16 protein-coding genes and 1 other annotated feature are annotated in these 15,200 nt (G+C 39.8%); of the genes, 13 read left to right on the top strand and 3 right to left on the bottom strand.

Going from position 1 to position 15,200, the window contains the following annotated elements; genetic code table 11:
• Nucleotides 1–78: 78 nt before the first annotated feature.
• Nucleotides 79–630 (bottom strand): NADPH-dependent FMN reductase, encoded by a 552-nt coding sequence (locus CJ190_RS04660; protein WP_060778268.1) that lies wholly within the window; start codon nucleotides 628–630, stop codon nucleotides 79–81.
• Nucleotides 631–860: 230 nt separating this feature from the next.
• Here CJ190_RS04660 and CJ190_RS04655 point away from each other — a divergent pair, with 230 nt between their 5' ends.
• Nucleotides 861–1,223, top strand: coding sequence for a YbaN family protein (locus CJ190_RS04655; RefSeq protein ID WP_064292461.1), 363 nt, complete (start codon nucleotides 861–863; stop codon nucleotides 1,221–1,223).
• A 4-nt stretch (nucleotides 1,224–1,227) separates the two neighbouring features.
• On the opposite strand, the gene CJ190_RS04650 is transcribed toward CJ190_RS04655, so the two are convergent.
• Both CJ190_RS04650 and CJ190_RS04645 read right to left on the bottom strand, forming a co-directional pair.
• Nucleotides 1,228–2,100 (bottom strand): fructosamine kinase family protein, encoded by an 873-nt coding sequence (locus tag CJ190_RS04650; protein WP_064292460.1) that lies wholly within the window; start codon nucleotides 2,098–2,100, stop codon nucleotides 1,228–1,230.
• 67 nt (nucleotides 2,101–2,167) lie between these two features.
• The gene (locus CJ190_RS04645; RefSeq protein WP_064292459.1) at nucleotides 2,168–2,989 is read right to left on the bottom strand and encodes an HAD family hydrolase; all 822 of its coding nucleotides are present in this window, start codon (nucleotides 2,987–2,989) and stop codon (nucleotides 2,168–2,170) included.
• Nucleotides 2,990–3,166: 177 nt separating this feature from the next.
• Here CJ190_RS04645 and CJ190_RS04640 point away from each other — a divergent pair, with 177 nt between their 5' ends.
• From CJ190_RS04640 to CJ190_RS04585, 12 genes are all read left to right on the top strand, one after another.
• Nucleotides 3,167–4,375: an ATP-binding protein gene (locus CJ190_RS04640; RefSeq protein WP_064292458.1), complete on the top strand. Its 1,209-nt coding sequence runs from the start codon at nucleotides 3,167–3,169 to the stop codon at nucleotides 4,373–4,375.
• 40 nt (nucleotides 4,376–4,415) lie between these two features.
• The gene (locus CJ190_RS04635) at nucleotides 4,416–5,969 is read left to right on the top strand and encodes a vWA domain-containing protein (protein WP_064292511.1); all 1,554 of its coding nucleotides are present in this window, start codon (nucleotides 4,416–4,418) and stop codon (nucleotides 5,967–5,969) included.
• Nucleotides 5,970–5,996: 27 nt separating this feature from the next.
• Nucleotides 5,997–6,461: a hypothetical protein gene (locus CJ190_RS04630; RefSeq protein ID WP_064292457.1), complete on the top strand. Its 465-nt coding sequence runs from the start codon at nucleotides 5,997–5,999 to the stop codon at nucleotides 6,459–6,461.
• 75 nt (nucleotides 6,462–6,536) lie between these two features.
• The gene (locus tag CJ190_RS04625) at nucleotides 6,537–7,007 is read left to right on the top strand and encodes a superoxide dismutase family protein (protein ID WP_013669735.1); all 471 of its coding nucleotides are present in this window, start codon (nucleotides 6,537–6,539) and stop codon (nucleotides 7,005–7,007) included.
• Between the two features lie 192 nt (nucleotides 7,008–7,199).
• Nucleotides 7,200–8,360, top strand: a complete 1,161-nt coding sequence (locus CJ190_RS04620) for an ArgE/DapE family deacylase (RefSeq protein ID WP_064292456.1) — start codon at nucleotides 7,200–7,202, stop codon at nucleotides 8,358–8,360.
• Nucleotides 8,361–8,395: 35 nt separating this feature from the next.
• On the top strand, nucleotides 8,396–9,130 hold the full coding sequence (locus CJ190_RS04615) for a DUF5058 family protein (protein WP_064292455.1): 735 nt from the start codon (nucleotides 8,396–8,398) through the stop codon (nucleotides 9,128–9,130).
• Nucleotides 9,131–9,142: 12 nt separating this feature from the next.
• Entirely contained in the window at nucleotides 9,143–9,829 is a 687-nt protein-coding gene (locus CJ190_RS04610; protein WP_064292454.1) for a hypothetical protein, read from the top strand.
• 239 nt (nucleotides 9,830–10,068) lie between these two features.
• Nucleotides 10,069–10,299: a binding site (T-box leader), on the top strand.
• A gap of 66 nt (nucleotides 10,300–10,365) precedes the next feature.
• The gene (locus CJ190_RS04605; RefSeq protein ID WP_101562016.1) at nucleotides 10,366–11,502 is read left to right on the top strand and encodes a 5-methyltetrahydropteroyltriglutamate--homocysteine S-methyltransferase; all 1,137 of its coding nucleotides are present in this window, start codon (nucleotides 10,366–10,368) and stop codon (nucleotides 11,500–11,502) included.
• A gap of 238 nt (nucleotides 11,503–11,740) precedes the next feature.
• Nucleotides 11,741–12,916, top strand: coding sequence for an ABC transporter ATP-binding protein (locus CJ190_RS04600; protein ID WP_064292452.1), 1,176 nt, complete (start codon nucleotides 11,741–11,743; stop codon nucleotides 12,914–12,916).
• A gap of 2 nt (nucleotides 12,917–12,918) precedes the next feature.
• A complete protein-coding gene (locus CJ190_RS04595) occupies nucleotides 12,919–13,560 on the top strand; it encodes an ABC transporter permease (protein WP_064292451.1) in 642 nt (213 codons plus the stop codon).
• Nucleotides 13,561–13,562: 2 nt separating this feature from the next.
• Complete coding sequence (locus CJ190_RS04590) at nucleotides 13,563–14,519, top strand: osmoprotectant ABC transporter substrate-binding protein (RefSeq protein ID WP_064292450.1); 957 nt, start codon at nucleotides 13,563–13,565, stop codon at nucleotides 14,517–14,519.
• Nucleotides 14,520–14,522: 3 nt separating this feature from the next.
• On the top strand, nucleotides 14,523–15,194 hold the full coding sequence (locus tag CJ190_RS04585) for an ABC transporter permease (protein WP_064292449.1): 672 nt from the start codon (nucleotides 14,523–14,525) through the stop codon (nucleotides 15,192–15,194).
• The last annotated feature ends 6 nt before the right edge of the window (nucleotides 15,195–15,200 follow it).

The raw sequence follows: 15,200 nt of genomic DNA, 5'->3' as shown, positions 1-15,200 counted from the left end.
AAATATAAACTAAAGATAAAAATAAAGCCATAGTTGCTGGGAGTCCAACAGCTATGGCATACAGAAGTGAATAATTAATTAGTCTTCTTGTTGTTCTTTAACGAAATCAAGGAATTGATGGAAGAGCATATCTAAGAATTTATCTGTCCCTTCATCAGTCATGCGACCGGTTTCGTCAAATTTGTTAGCAGCTTGTCCCATTAAAAATTCTGCGCCTGGGAAAACTCTTGCATATAGACCTGGAGAAGTGAAAATGTTACGTAAATTATCTTGGGCACGAACAGAGCCTAGGGTCCCTAATGAAGCTCCCACAATCATCACTGGTTTGTTTTGGAAGGGCTTACGAACACTTGATAACCATTCGATAACACTTTTTAGGGCTGCGGTAATAGCGTGGTCATATTCAGCTGTTGAAATGACAACGCCGTCAGCAGCTTCAATTTTGTCTGCTAATTCATTGACCACGTCAGGTACATCTTGCCCCATGTAGTCTGCGTTAAATAGAGGGATTTCATTAATTTCAGCAACTTCAAATTCAACTTCGTCACCGAATTTATTGGCCATGTGTTCAATTAAAAGACGGTTATGAGACTTAGAAGCATTGTTACCTATAATACCGACAATTTTCAATTAAAAAACTCCTTTCGCTAAGCCAGGGATTTCCTGTTTAACAATTTGATTATTTGATATTTAGCGTGATTAAAAATTAAACGCTTTCTTAATTATTGTAAAATGAATTTGATAAAATGTCTACACTATTGAGAAAATAAATAGAATATAATAGTTATGGATTATTTCTTATCTTCAGTCATTTTTACTGTTATTATATATATAACCTCTATTTTAAAGGAGCTATTTAAATGCGTTATTTTTATCTCATATTAGGATGGGTTGCCTTTGTGCTCGGAGCACTAGGAACCTTCATCCCTGTCCTACCAACAACTCCCTTTATGTTATTAGCCGCTTGGGCCTTTGCGCGTAGTTCTGAGCGCTTTAATGAGTGGCTGAAAAGTACAAAAATCTACCAGTATTATGGGGCAGATTTCGAGAATGGTGGTGGGATTCCTTTAAAAAAGAAAGTACAGATTATACTCATTACCTATACCGTGATGGCTATATCCATTTATTTTGTCCCACTTAAGCCGGTAAGATTACTAATTGTTGTCATTGGTATAATATTTGGGTTATGGTTATTTCTTAAAATGCCCACAAAGAAAGAGTAAAGGCCTATTTAGCCTTTACTCTTATTCTTTTCATGATGGCTTCAACACTGTCATAATACACTCTGCCAAACTTAGCCAGGTGAAGCATGAGTAAATATAACTGATAAAAATCTAAGCGAAATTCATAGCCTGCTTCCATGGGGTAGAGGGCTTGATAGGATTGATAAAAATTCTGGTTAAAGCCGCCAAAAACTATGGAGACCCCGATATCAAACTCTCGATCACCGTAAAAAGGGGCAGGATCAAAGATAGCCGGTCGACCATCGCTTAAAAACATAAAATTACCTGACCATAAGTCGCCATGAAGGAGGGAAGGTTGACTCTTATGCTGGCTCAAGCTATCTATAATAATGGCGCGAATTTCTTGGTAGGCATCACTTTCGGCCTTTTGCCATAGTTGGTGGTCAATCAAATAGTCATGGAGGGGGTCTAGCCTTTGTTTAATGAAAAAGTCAGACCAAGAGGCATTCCAAGCATTTGAGAAGGTTAAGCTGGCCCCTTGATAATCCAGGTCAAAGCCAAATTGACCATTGTCGTTGTGGACATGGTGTAACTTACTGATTAGTTCTCCCAATCGCTTTTGGTCTCCTAAAAAGCCTTCGTCGAGATAAGTCAAGAGGAGATAGGCATCACCATTAATTTCTCCTTGGTTAATCACTTTTGGTGCAGTAATATCTGCTTTTTCAAAGGCTTTAAGTCCAGCAACCTCACTGTCATAAAAGGAAGCCTGTGTATTTTTTTGGACCAGAAGGAAGTAAGGGCCATCCTTACTATCTAAACGATAGGCATCGTTAACGTCTCCACCTGAAACTGGATGAATTTTTTGAATATTCTTAATTGGTAATTGACTAATCCATTGGCGGTTGATTTTCGTCATTAATGGGACTCCTTTCGCTTTACTTTATTCATAAATTAATTGATACTCTATAAAATATTTAGGGGTACTACTTGCTTTCTTTCTTAGCAGCTAGTAACTTTTTATAGACTTCAAGAACACCTTCATCATTGTTGCTTTGGCAGGTTGTATAGTTAGCGTAAGATTTGACCTGGTCACTTGCGTTCTTCATGGCAAAGGAATTAGAGGTTAAAGAGAGCATTTCGGTATCGTTCCCACTATCACCAATAACGACTAATTCACGCGGAGAATAATTAAGTTTTTTCAGTAATTTTTCCAAGCCATGACCCTTTGATTGGCCTTCCATAGTGATATCAATCCACTTTGCGCCACTAGGCATCACGGTGTAAGAACCGGAAATTTGCTCTTGATACTCTTGGAGGTAGTCTTTATTGTCATAGTCAGGGAAATAGGCAGTTACTTTATTCACTTCAGCTTCTACTTGACCTAAGTCATCAACAAATTCAATCTTTACATAGTCGCTAAAGTCATTGTAGTAGGGTTTTGCTTGGCTATCAAAATAAGCCTTATCATTAGCTATTAGAGCAGGAATTCCTTTGGAAGCCCCTTTAATTAAGCAAACGAGGTCGCTATAGTCTGACTGGCTAATGGTTGAATTATAAACGGTCTCTTCCTGATAGCTAACGAAGGTCCCTCCAGAGCATACTAAGGCCATTTCTTTTATTCGGTTTTTAAAGACTGCTTCTAAAGCATAATAGGGTTTCCCCGAAGCAATTCCAAAAATAACTCCTTGGGCCTGTAAGTCGTCTATATAGGAGCCAAGTTGCTTAGGTAATTCACCTTGGTCATTTAAGAGGGTTCCATCCATATCACTAGCAATTAATTTGATTTTTTTAAAGTTTTCAGTCATAGTTTTTCCTTTCTTTTACTGTAACTTAGATTCTTATTTATCTTAACTCTAGCACACAATGTCCCTAAAAAATATGTTTAGTCACTTTAAGTTAACTTCGCTAAACACATCAATAGGAATACGCTGGTCTTTTAGCTATAATATCCCTTAGAGATTAATGAAGAAAGAGGTTTTGAAATGGCCGATCGTACACCAGGACTAACTTATCAAGCCGTTTATAAAGGAATGAAATTACTATTAAAAGCTGAATCAGATATTGTAGTAGATATTGTTGGACACGGCGGGATCGGTAAGACGCAACTGGTACAAAATTTAGCCCGAGACTTGGGCTATGGGTTCTATGAAATGACCTGTTCCTTACTGCAACCTGGGGACTTAACCATGCCCATCCCCAAAGAGGACCGCATTGAATATTATCTCAACCCCCAAATTCAAGGGGCAGTGGATGAAGCCAAAGCAAACCCTGACCATAAGGTGATCCTATTTTTAGATGAATTTAACCGTCCCATCGCCATGGTTCAAAGCGAACTCATGAATTTGGTATTACAACGTCATCTAATGGGAATTCACTTACCCGATAATGTCATTATTATTACCGCAGAGAACCCATCCAGTGATACAGAGGGCTTTGAAGGGAACGCTTATGCCACCAGTGCGCGTGATTTAGCGATTAATGACCGAACCATGCGCATTCGGATGGGAGCTAATTTAGACCATTGGATTGAGAGCTTTGCTGACCAGGAGAATGAGTCGGGTCAGACTAACATTCATCCGCTAGTCAAGGACTATCTTCAAGCAGAAGGGCGCCAATATTTCATTGTTATTGATGAAACCCGTGATAAAAACCCAACTCCTCGTGCTTATGAACGTTTATCCCACTTGCTCTATGATTATGAAGCCATGGGGATTGATCCGACACAAATCAAAGACGATGACTTACTGGCTTTCTTAGTTGAAGGGATCGACGGTTGTATTGGTGAAGAGGCCGGACAGGTCTTCTTGTCTTATCTAGAAAATCACCAAGGGGACTACATTAGTCCTAAAGAAATTATTGATTTAGATCGTGAGGACTTACCTGAATCAATCAAAGAACGATTTTTAAAGATGCCTGCGATTAGGAAGAAAAGAATTATTCAAGATTTAACGCAATCACTCTTGGACCATAAGGAGATTATCAAGGATCAGGATCTGCTTAGCCGCTATGTTGATTTATTTTTACTCGCTGACCCTGACTTAATCTATTCCTTAGTTACTCGCCTCATGCAAGCTGAAGCAGGGAGTGCTTTAGAAGAATTAAGAGCAGGACTAAGTGAAGATGACCGCTTTATTGATAAGGCCTATGCTATTACCATGGCTAGTGGATCAGACTTAGAAGACGATGACTAATCTTTCTGACGCGAAGGCAAGAATGAAAGAGGTGGAAGCAGTGAATAAAACGCAAAACGAAGCTACTCAGGAAGAAAAGGAAAATAAAATCCATAAGTCAGATCTTCTTTATGATGATGTTAATCAGCTCTTCCGCGAACTGAATTATGCCTTCATCACCTATATGAATTTTGGTTGGTCGGAGGACTATGATAAATTTTCTCAATTAATGGATGAATTTATTGGCCTCCTATGCGCTAAACTCATGGCAAATCGTTCTTACCAAGGAGCTGGAGACGTTCTTTTTGCTGGGGTTTTATACCAGATGGACCGCAGGATGTCTGAAGACCTGGCAAAGCCTCTGAATGTCAGTGTTGAGGGAACTAGCTTAACCCTATCAGTCAACCCGGTCTTGTTTTTCATGTACTATCGGGGCCCAAAGCAAATGTTAGCTGGCATCCGTCAAATTTGTTACCATATAATTTTTAACCATTTGACTGACTATGACTGGGCCTTTCTCAATGAAGAGGATGGCAAAATGATGAGCGTGGCCATGGATACTGAGGTCAATCAATACATCGATAACCTCCCAGACCACGCCGCCAGCCTTGACAGTATGAAGCAATTGTTGTCTAAAAATTTCCTTAACGAGAAACAGGGTTCATTATATTATTATCAAGAGCTAAAATCTGCTGACGATGACCCCAAGCACCATAGCCATAACCGAGTATGGTCAACCTTTGAGAAGATGAAGGGCAGTGGGGATATGAATGATACCTATAGTCAACTCAGTAAAAATTTTGACCCTGAAAAGGCTCGGGAATTGCGGATAGAATCGGCTGAACAATTAAATGATGAAATGAAGAAAAATCATTCCATGCAGCCTGTAATTCCTCAAAGTAAGAATAATGACTTACACCGAAAAATTATCAACGGTATTGTTCGTAAGGCTTATGAAAATATGGATGAAGAAATGCGTCAACACCTCAGTGGTAATATTAAAGAAAAAGTCCAAGTTCTCTTTAAGCAACGTTCTCTGAATTGGAAGGACATTATTATGCGCGGCTTGGGTCAAGCGCCAATTCCCTATCGCTATTCCAAGAACCGGGTTAATCGCCGCCAGCCTTATCGAATCGACCTACCAGGAAGGACTCTAGACACTGCCGCCCAATTAGTGGCCTTTATTGATACCAGTGCCTCGCAAAATGCTGAGGCCTTAGCATACAGCTTAGCAGAGCTTGCTAATATTAATAAAACTTTAGGGACTGATATTTGGGTGGTTCAAGTAGATACCCAGGTGGTCGGTGTTAATAAACTGGATCAAAGTAATGTCGACCAGTTTCAATTTGAGGGGCGGGGAGGAACCAGTTTTGCACCAGCCTTTGAATGGTTACACGACAATGGTTTTAATGATAGAAATTCAGTGTCTGTCTATTTTACTGATGGTTACGGCGATGATGGCTTTGAGCGTTACGGTTATCAAAACATGTACTGGGTGCTGACAACAGCTGACCCTAAGGAGCCTTCGCCACTATCTACCGATAGCGGAGGAAAATTATTATACTTACGCCAAGATGAAAAATATAATCACCGGATAATTAAGCAAAGGCATTAACGCTAGGCATAAAGGAGAGAGGGAACTTTGACATTAGGGTCAAGTAAAAAAAAGCAAGTCATCTTAAAAAGTCAATTCGGTCAATATCTGGAACTTGTAAAAACTATTAATTATGATGAGCTAGCGCAGGCGGGGATTAGTATCGCTTTCAATTTTAAAGGGATTAATGATGAAATTGCCTTCTATATGGTCATTCATGGCTATTTAACTGCATTTGATAGTGACCGACAAAAGGAAACCTTGATACGTCAAGCCAACAATTATCGCCTAAATAATGATGTTACTGTAGAAGACCTGGACCAATTCCTCGAAGTGGTGTGGGATGACTACCAAGTTCGTATGGAAGCAAGTAGGAATAGTGAAAATAAATCAGATAACAATATCATTGCCCGGCACGGTAACAACCAAAAACTTTGGAATCACTTTATGGCAGAAAATATCCCTGAACTGGAAAATAAACGCCAACGCTATCTTTCCAGTCAAGAGTGGTAATGAAGCATATTATTTGTTCTTTATCAAATAAAAATGATATGATGGGAGTAGTTAAAGAGGAAAGGAGTTTTGCATATGTCAGATGAAAAAGTTGTTGTTAACATGCTTAATCAAAAAGGTGAAGATTCAGGTACCGCTACCTTTGAAGAAGGCGACGGTAAGGTAAAAGTCACTGTAGATTTTCACGGTTTACCAGAAGGTGAATTTGCAATGCACATTCACGAATATGGTGCTGCATCTCCAGAAGAAGAATTTGCTGATGCAAAAAGTCACTTCAACCCAACAGGTGTTGACCATGGTAAAAAATCAGAAAATGGTCCTCACTTAGGTGACTTACCAAACATTGAAGTTCCAGCTAGTGGTGACTTTAAAGGGGTCTACGAAATTGAAGGTCTTTCTCTAAAGGAAGACGCTAAATATTCCCTTCATAATGAAGGCAACGGGACAGCCCTCATTGTTCACACTGGTGCAGATGACTATATTTCCCAACCTACAGGGGATGCTGGTGGTCGTCAATTAGGTGGCGTAATCTTCCCAGCTAAATAAGCGATTAAGTAGGTTATAGACACTGTGAGCTCATGGTTAGACCATGGGCTCTTTTTTATTTTTAACTAGCTTTTATTCATTTTAAACTATTTTTATGTAAGAATATCTAACCAATTTTTTCTTTTTATGGTATTATTAAAAAAATAAACGATTTTGAATAAGAATTTGTAACATAATAAAGGAGGCATTCTTATGCTGTTTACGGATGAGGAAAAATTACAAATTTTACGCGACGTATTAGCAATTGAAAGTGAGAATGATCAGGAGGCAGAAGTCGCTGAATATTTTAGCCGCTTACTGGCTAAGTATGGTATTGAGAGCGAAATTATTGAATACCAAGCTGGGCGTTCTTCACTTATTGCCAATATCTATGGTAGTGAAGGTAGAGAAGGAAAGGTCTTGGTCTATTCAGGGCATTTTGATGTCGTATCTGCAGGCGACCATAGTGACTGGACCTATCCGCCTTTTGCTGGAGAGATTCATGATGGAAAAATCTATGGCCGGGGGACTTCAGATATGAAGTCTGGTTTGGTGGACTTGGTTTTAGCTGCCATTGAATTAAAGGAAGCTGGCGCCAATTTTAAAGGTTGCCTACGCTTAGCCCTAACGGTTGGTGAAGAAATTGGCATGTATGGGTCGAAACAATTAGTCGAAGCAGGTTATTTAGATGATGCAGATGGCTTTTTAATTGCAGAACCATCAGGGAGTGAATCAGTGATATATGCCCATAAGGGATCTATCCAATATGAAATTATTGCCCATGGTAAAACTGTTCACTCTTCCATGCCAGAAGTGGGCATTGATGCCTTGCAGTTAATGGTAGATTACATTAACTTAAGTAATCAACGTTTTGACGAAAGCTTTAATACAGAATCCGCTTATAATGCTGACCTAGGGAAGACCCTAAATGTCAATACAGTGATCGAGGGCGGAACTCAGATCAATAGTGTGGCTGGTTTAGTAAAAATGAAAGCCAATACCCGGACAGTTCCTGAAGCGGGCAATGATTTAGTTTTATCGATAATTAATGACTGTATCGAAGAGTTAAATGCTAAAAGTGAGGGATATTTAGAATTAAATCTTCTTCAAAACAATCCACCAGCAACCTCAACAGAAGATAATGATTTAATAAAAGCCATTCAATCCTGTGTCAGTCATGAATTAGAGCTGACCGTTACCGGAGGAGCAACAGATGCTTCTAACTTTGGTAAAATTGGCGAAGACTATGATTTAGCGGTTTATGGGCCCGGAGAACCCTCAGTCGCTCACCAAGAAAATGAATATGTCTCCTTAGATAAATTTTTAGCTTTCGTTGATATCTATAAAGAAATAGCTCTAAACTACTTTAAATAAAATACCTATCCTAGCGAAATGAAAGAGGACTGCCTATGAATGAAGAAGTTCACTACTTAGAAATTGCTAACAGCCCGATCGTTTTCATCCTGTGCGCCATAGTCATTTTAATTGTTAGCGTTCAAGCAATCTTGTTTATCAAGAAAGCCTATAATCGAGGTCTGGAATTAGGAATGACCAAGAAAACTTTAAAAAGAGCGATGACCAATAGTGCCATGCTATCTGTAGTTCCTTCCCTGCCTATTATCGTGATGATGCTAGCCTTATCTGTGCCTTTAGGAAAATACTTTCCTTGGCTTCGTCTATCGATTGTTGGTTCAGCCGGCTATGAGGGGATGGCGGCTAATATTGCTGCCCAAAGTCAAGGACTTACCGACATTTCAGACCCTAACTTAACAGCAGAAGTCTTCATCATTATCATGTTTGTGATGACTATTGGGATCATATGGGGGATACTATTTAACATCCTCTTTATGGGTAAGCTAGACCAAGTCTCCCAAAAAGCTAAGGAAGAAAGCCATAATACGAATATAGTCGCTTTAGTATCGGGCGCTTTATTTACGGCAATGTTGATTACTTTATCGACACCTTATGTATTTAATACGGAAAATATCTCATCCCTTGTGGCTTTTTTGGCCGCCGGACTGACGACTTTAATCATCGATTTCTTAGCAAAGCGCTTTGGCTGGACTAGCCTAAAAGATTATTCCCTACCCGTTGCTTTAATAGTAGGGATGGGAGCTGTCATCCTACAAGCACAAATATTTTAAGGAGTTTAGCCTATGAATGATAAAAAAACACGCACTTCAAAAGAATTTTCTCAAGAAATCAATCGACTTGGTAAAATCACTAGTATAATCGCCTTAATGGCCATGTTTATGGTACCGATAGGAACAGCTTATTGGTATGGAGTCGGTTTATCCTTTACTAAGGCTTTAGCAGCCGGGAGTAGTTTAATCGCTATTTTTCTACCCATGGCTGTGGTAGAGAACTTGTCCTTTTATCCCATTTTTGGTTCTGGAGCTATGTATTTGAGTTCAATTACCGGAAACATTACTAACATGAAGATGCCAGTTACGGTAGCCGGGCAAAAAATTGCCGGGGTCAGTCCAGGGAGCGAGAAGGGGGATGTGATTGCCATCATTTGTGTGGGGATCTCCTCACTGGTGACTATCGTAGTTTTAGCCGCAGGGGTGTTTTTAATTGGATCCTGGCTAGTGCCTATCTTAAACCATCCTGTCCTAAAACCGGGTTTTGACCATATTACGCCAGCTCTTTTTGGTGCTATAACCGTCCCTCAGTTACTGAATAATAAGAAGATTGCCATTGCCCCTTTAATTTTTACGGCCACTTTATTCTTATTTTTAGGTCCTGCAGCCTATAGTCAATACCAATCTTATATCTTAATTTCTGCGATGGTAATTTCATTCGTGGTTGCTTACTTTTTAGATAAGAATAAGCAATCATAAGCTAATTTATATTTTAAAGAGGATATATTTTAAGGCTAGCTGTAGTATTAAGATATCAAATACTTATCTGTTAAGATAGAGAAAGACGATCAATAAATGATTTTTTAAGCTATGAAGTGCTGAATAATCAAGCTTTTAGCCAATCAAGGATGATCTGTTAAGCAATTGCTTATCCTAAAGGAGTGACAAGGCCGTTTGCCTTTAGAACAAAGACTTGCTATGCTATAAAACAAGTAAATAAATTAACTGTGATGAGAAGAGTAACTTATTTCAAAAGTTTACAGAAAATTAGTAGTGATGAGAGCTAATAACGATTGAATAAGTGAAGATGAACTCGGAGGTTTTAGAAGGTGTTGGCTTTCTAAACGGTAGCAACCGTTACTTTGCAGCAATTGATAAAGATTGTATAAGTGACTCCTCTAGTAATAAAGGAGTAATCAGGGTGGTACCACGGTTATCCCGTCCCTTGGAAACGTTACTGTTCCAGGGATGGGATTTTTTTATGACATCAATTAAAAATATAAGGAGTGCTAATTATGACAGAATTTACTCAATTAAAACAATCACCATTTCGTTATGACCATGTGGGATCTTTTCTGCGTCCCCAAGAGCTGATTGAAGCCAGAGCGAAATTTGAAAACGGAGAAATTGAATATTCAGAACTTAAAACTTTAGAAGACCAAGCGATTATTGACCTGATCAAAAAGGAAGAAGCCGCTGGTTTAAAGACCATCACGGATGGTGAATTCCGCCGCAAAAGTTGGCATTTTGACTTCTTCTGGGGACTCAATGGCGTTGATCGTGTTAAAGTAGAAGCCGGTACTCAATTCTCAGGAGAGCAAGTTTTTGCTGTAACCAGTCGTATTGTCGACAAAATTACTGGTGATAACCATCCCTTTGTTGAGCATTTCAAATTTACCCAATCTCATGCTTCTGACCATGTGGATGTAAAACAAACTATTCCCGCACCAGCTCAATTTTTGCAAGAAGTTTTACGTGACTTTAATAAGGAATATACCCAGGCTATCTATAGCCAATTAGACGATTTATTAGCAGATATTGCCCATGCCTATAGCCAAGTCATTGATGATCTCTATCAAGCAGGCTGTCGGACGGTTCAATTTGATGATTGTACTTGGGGACGCTTAGCTGGGGGCAAGGATTATGATGGAAGTGAATACAGCCCAGAAAAAATCGAAGAACTAAAAGCCCTTTATGTCCGCGTCAATAATGCGGTAATCGCAAATAAACCTTCCGATTTACGAATCAATACCCATGTCTGTCGGGGGAATTTCCGTTCTACCTGGTTTGCTTCAGGGGGTTATGATACCGTACAAAGTCCCTTGTTTGACCAAGAAAATGTCCATGCCTACTTCCTAGAGTATGACTCTGACCGGGCGGGGACTTTTGAGCCTCTTAAGAGTGTATCTGATGACAAGCATGTAGTTTTAGGTTTGGTGACAACAAAGACAGCTGAGTTAGAAAGCAAAGACGACTTAATTGCTCGGATTAAAGAAGCCAGTCATTATGTTCCCTTAGATCGTTTAAGTATTAGCCCTCAATGCGGATTTTCTTCCAATGAAATTGGCAATAAGATCAGTGAAGAAGACCAATGGAAGAAAATAAAATTATTAATCCAAGTGGCTCAAGAAGTATGGGGCGAAGAGGCCTAAGGAGCTGCTTACAAAAAAATTACTAAGCCTTAGCAATTACAATGATGCCTAATAAGCTGAAGTTGATTGAAAAGTTGAAGGGGTAAATGACTTACCACAGAAGAACTTTTTAGTCAATTTCAGCTTTTTGGATTATATGGGTAATTATCCGATAGAATTGTATTCTTTTTATTTTATTGATATATTAAAACTATGAAAAATATTCACAGGAATAATAATTCAAAAAGAAGGAGATTCTATGATTGAATTTGATCAGGTTGAGAAAATTTATCCTGGCAATGTCCAGGCCTTAAAGAAATCGTCCCTAACGATTAATGATGGTGAGTTTGTTTGTTTTATCGGACGATCGGGTAGTGGGAAAACTACCGCACTCCGTATGATTAATCGGATGCATGACCCCAGTTCTGGGGCCATATTAATTAATGGACAAAAGACCACCGACCTTAATCCCGTTGATTTAAGGCGTAAAATTGGTTATGTCATCCAACAAATTGGACTCATGCCCCACATGACCATTTACGATAACATTGTTACCGTACCACGCTTGCTCAAAGTTGACGAAGAAGAATGCAAAAGAATTGCCCATCGCTTATTAAAGCGGGTGGAATTACCGGAAGATTACCTTGACCGCTATCCTTCAGAACTATCAGGAGGTCAGCAACAGCGGGTTGGGGTTATCCGTGCTTTAGCCGCTAATCCAGAAATTGTTTTAATGGATGAACCCTTTGGAGCTTTGGACCCCATCACCAGGGATTCCTTACAAGAACTCGTCAAAGATCTACAAAGAGAATATGGGTCAACCTTCGTTTTTGTGACTCATGATATGGATGAGGCACTCGCATTGGCTGACCGAATTGCTATTTGGCGGGATGGCGATCTGGTTCAATACGATACTCCAGATAATATTATTCAAAATCCTGCAGACGACTATGTCCGCGATTTCTTAGGAGAAGACCGCCTCATGCAGGCTCGGGCCAATATCATCACTGTTAAGGAAATTATGAACACCAATCCCTTAACGATTAGTTTGGGCAAATCGATTAGCGATGCTATTCGAGTTATGCGCAATAACCGTGTTGATTCTCTATTTGTGATTGATGATTATCGTCATCTAATGGGAAGAATTAGCCTGGAAACCATTACTCATGAACAATCCCGTGATGCTTCTGTCAGTGCGGTAATGGACCAAAGGACCTATCCAGTCCAAGAGGATGACTTGGTCCAAGATACCATGCAACGGATCCTAAAAGGGGCTTTGCCTAATATTCCAGTCGTCAATAGTGACCGGCAATTAACCGGCATTGTCACCCGCAGTGCCTTAGTTAACTTCGTTTACGATAGTGTCTGGGGCGATGATAGTGAAGAAGATAATTCAGAAGAAGCAGTCACCAGTCAAGAAGAGGGGACTGAATAAGTATGATAGAGTTTTTACAACAAGAAGGCGATGAAATTTTAAGACTTTTAGGCCAGCACATTAGTATTTCCCTCATTTCCTTAGGATTAGGAATCATCGTTGCTATTCCTTTGGGAATCTTTCTATCTCAACATCAAAAATATGCTGGTGGTATTATTAGTTTAGTCAGTATCTTACAAACTATTCCCACTATGGCACTTTTAGCCTTAATGATTCCTTTCTTTGGTGTGGGAAGGACACCATCGATTATTGCCTTATTTCTCTATTCCTTACTGCCCATTCTTAGAAATACTTATTTAGGAATGACTTCGGTAAGTGCTGATCTCTTAGATGCAGGTAAGGGAATGGGTTTGACCCCTTGGCAATTAATTTGGAAGGTGCAACTTCCCTTAGCGACGCCCGTGATTATGGCTGGGGTGCGTTTATCAGCGGTCTATGTGATTGCATGGACCACTTTAGCTGCCTATATCGGCGGAGGCGGCTTAGGAGAAATGATCTTTAATGGTCTCAACCTCTTTAGAGCAGATCTAATCTTTGGAGGAACCATCCCAGTAACCATACTCGCCTTAGTGGTTGATTACATCATGGGCAAGATTGAACAATGGTCCTCACCACAAATGTCATCAAAAGAGGAGGCGGCTTAAGCATGAAACGTATCATTAAAAGTATACTCGCTCTCTTTAGTGTCGTCTTATTGTCTAGTTGTTCCTTACCTGGTCTATCTAATGCTGCTGATGCCGATACCATAACTATTGCCAGTTTAGGAAGTACAGAAGCTGAAATTATGGGCTTCATCGTAGAAGGTATGGTAGAACACTATATCCCTATAGATGCCAATCGGATTACTAACCTCGGTTCCTCATCGATGAACCACGCCGCCCTTGAAACCGGAGATGCGAACGTGGCCTCAGTCCGTTATACAGGAACCAGCTTGACAGGTGAATTAGGTCAGGAACCGATCACCGATCCCCAACTGGCCCTTGAGAAAGTTGTTAAAGGCTTTGAAGAGGAATTTGCCCAAACCTGGTATCCTACTTATGGTTTCGCCAACACCTATGCCTTTATGGTAAGGCGAGAGGATGCGGAAGAATTGGGACTTGAAAAGGTCAGCGATTTAGAGCAATATGCGGATAGCTTTAAGGTAGGAGTTGATAACTCCTGGCTCGAACGCGAAGGGGATGGCTATGATGGCTTTATCCAAACTTACGGTTTTGACTTTGATAATCTTTACCCCATGGCCATCGGTTTGGTTTACACAGCCATAGCTAATGGAGAAATTGATGTTGCCTTAGGCTATTCAACCGATGGAAGAATCATCTCTGAAGATCTTAAAGTCTTAGAAGATGACAGACACCTATTTCCTCCATATGACGCTAGTCCTGTCGCTACTAATGAGATTCGTGCAAGATATCCAGATCTTGATAAGGTCATGGCCAAACTCGCTGGAACGATAAGTAATGAAGAGATGCAACGACTAAACTTTACCGCTGATAATTACTTATTAGAACCAAGTACAGTCGCTAAGGAATGGTTACTACGTAATAATTATTTTGAAGACAAAGAACCTTACTTAGAACCAGTCAGAAAAAAGGAGGTTGAATAGGATATGGCTGATATTACGGATTTAAGCGTATGGCAACAATTACTCTATTATTATTCAGAAAACAGTTCTTATGTCATAAGCCAATTCTTTCAACAGATGCTAATGGCCTTATACGGCACTATATTTGCCTGCTTATTAGCTATCCCACTAGGTTTTTATATTGCTAGACGGGAAAAACTGGCCAATGTCGTGATTAGTATCGCTAATATTATTCAAACCGTTCCTGCCCTGGCTCTATTGTCTGTATTGATGCTTTACTTAGGACTAGGGTCGAATCTGGTGGTTTTAACCGTCTTCCTCTATTCCTTATTGCCTATTTTGCGCAATACCTATACAGGAGTTAGAAATATCGATGCCGGCATCATTGATGTTGGTAAGGGCATGGGGATGACAAAGATGCAAGTGGTTCTGAAAGTTGAATTTCCCTTAGCCTTTCCAGTCATTTTAGGGGGCATTCGCAATGCCTTCATTACTGCCATTGGGATTGCTACCATTGGTACCTTTGTAGGGGCAGGGGGCTTAGGTTCCATTTTAACCCGAGGTGTTAATGCTTCAGAAGGAACCAGTATTATCTTAGCTGGAGTAATCCCGATTGCCTTAATGTCTATCGTGGCTGATTATCTGATGGAATTGCTTGAAAGACGGCTCAGTCCTAATGCAAGTAAGAATAAATAAGTGAAA

Origin of the sequence: Aerococcus loyolae, from assembly GCF_002871915.2 — a bacterium.
GTDB classification, from domain to species: domain Bacteria; phylum Bacillota; class Bacilli; order Lactobacillales; family Aerococcaceae; genus Aerococcus; species Aerococcus loyolae.
Note: the sequence above shows the minus strand (reverse complement) of the source record. Positions and strands in the feature narration are given on the sequence as shown.

Bases quoted from the DNA above. Each gene is read 5' to 3' on its own strand.
- CJ190_RS04600 (WP_064292452.1), top strand. From the start codon at position 11,741: ATGATTGAATTTGATCAGGTTGAGAAAATTTATCCTGGCAATGTCCAG.
- CJ190_RS04645 (WP_064292459.1), bottom strand. From the start codon at position 2,989: ATGACTGAAAACTTTAAAAAAATCAAATTAATTGCTAGTGATATGGAT.
- CJ190_RS04640 (WP_064292458.1), top strand. From the start codon at position 3,167: ATGGCCGATCGTACACCAGGACTAACTTATCAAGCCGTTTATAAAGGA.
- CJ190_RS04655 (WP_064292461.1), top strand. From the start codon at position 861: ATGCGTTATTTTTATCTCATATTAGGATGGGTTGCCTTTGTGCTCGGA.
- CJ190_RS04615 (WP_064292455.1), top strand. From the start codon at position 8,396: ATGAATGAAGAAGTTCACTACTTAGAAATTGCTAACAGCCCGATCGTT.
- CJ190_RS04590 (WP_064292450.1), top strand. From the start codon at position 13,563: ATGAAACGTATCATTAAAAGTATACTCGCTCTCTTTAGTGTCGTCTTA.
- CJ190_RS04625 (WP_013669735.1), top strand. From the start codon at position 6,537: ATGTCAGATGAAAAAGTTGTTGTTAACATGCTTAATCAAAAAGGTGAA.
- CJ190_RS04585 (WP_064292449.1), top strand. From the start codon at position 14,523: ATGGCTGATATTACGGATTTAAGCGTATGGCAACAATTACTCTATTAT.
- CJ190_RS04605 (WP_101562016.1), top strand. From the start codon at position 10,366: ATGACAGAATTTACTCAATTAAAACAATCACCATTTCGTTATGACCAT.
- CJ190_RS04595 (WP_064292451.1), top strand. From the start codon at position 12,919: ATGATAGAGTTTTTACAACAAGAAGGCGATGAAATTTTAAGACTTTTA.
- CJ190_RS04620 (WP_064292456.1), top strand. From the start codon at position 7,200: ATGCTGTTTACGGATGAGGAAAAATTACAAATTTTACGCGACGTATTA.
- CJ190_RS04650 (WP_064292460.1), bottom strand. From the start codon at position 2,100: ATGACGAAAATCAACCGCCAATGGATTAGTCAATTACCAATTAAGAAT.
- CJ190_RS04610 (WP_064292454.1), top strand. From the start codon at position 9,143: ATGAATGATAAAAAAACACGCACTTCAAAAGAATTTTCTCAAGAAATC.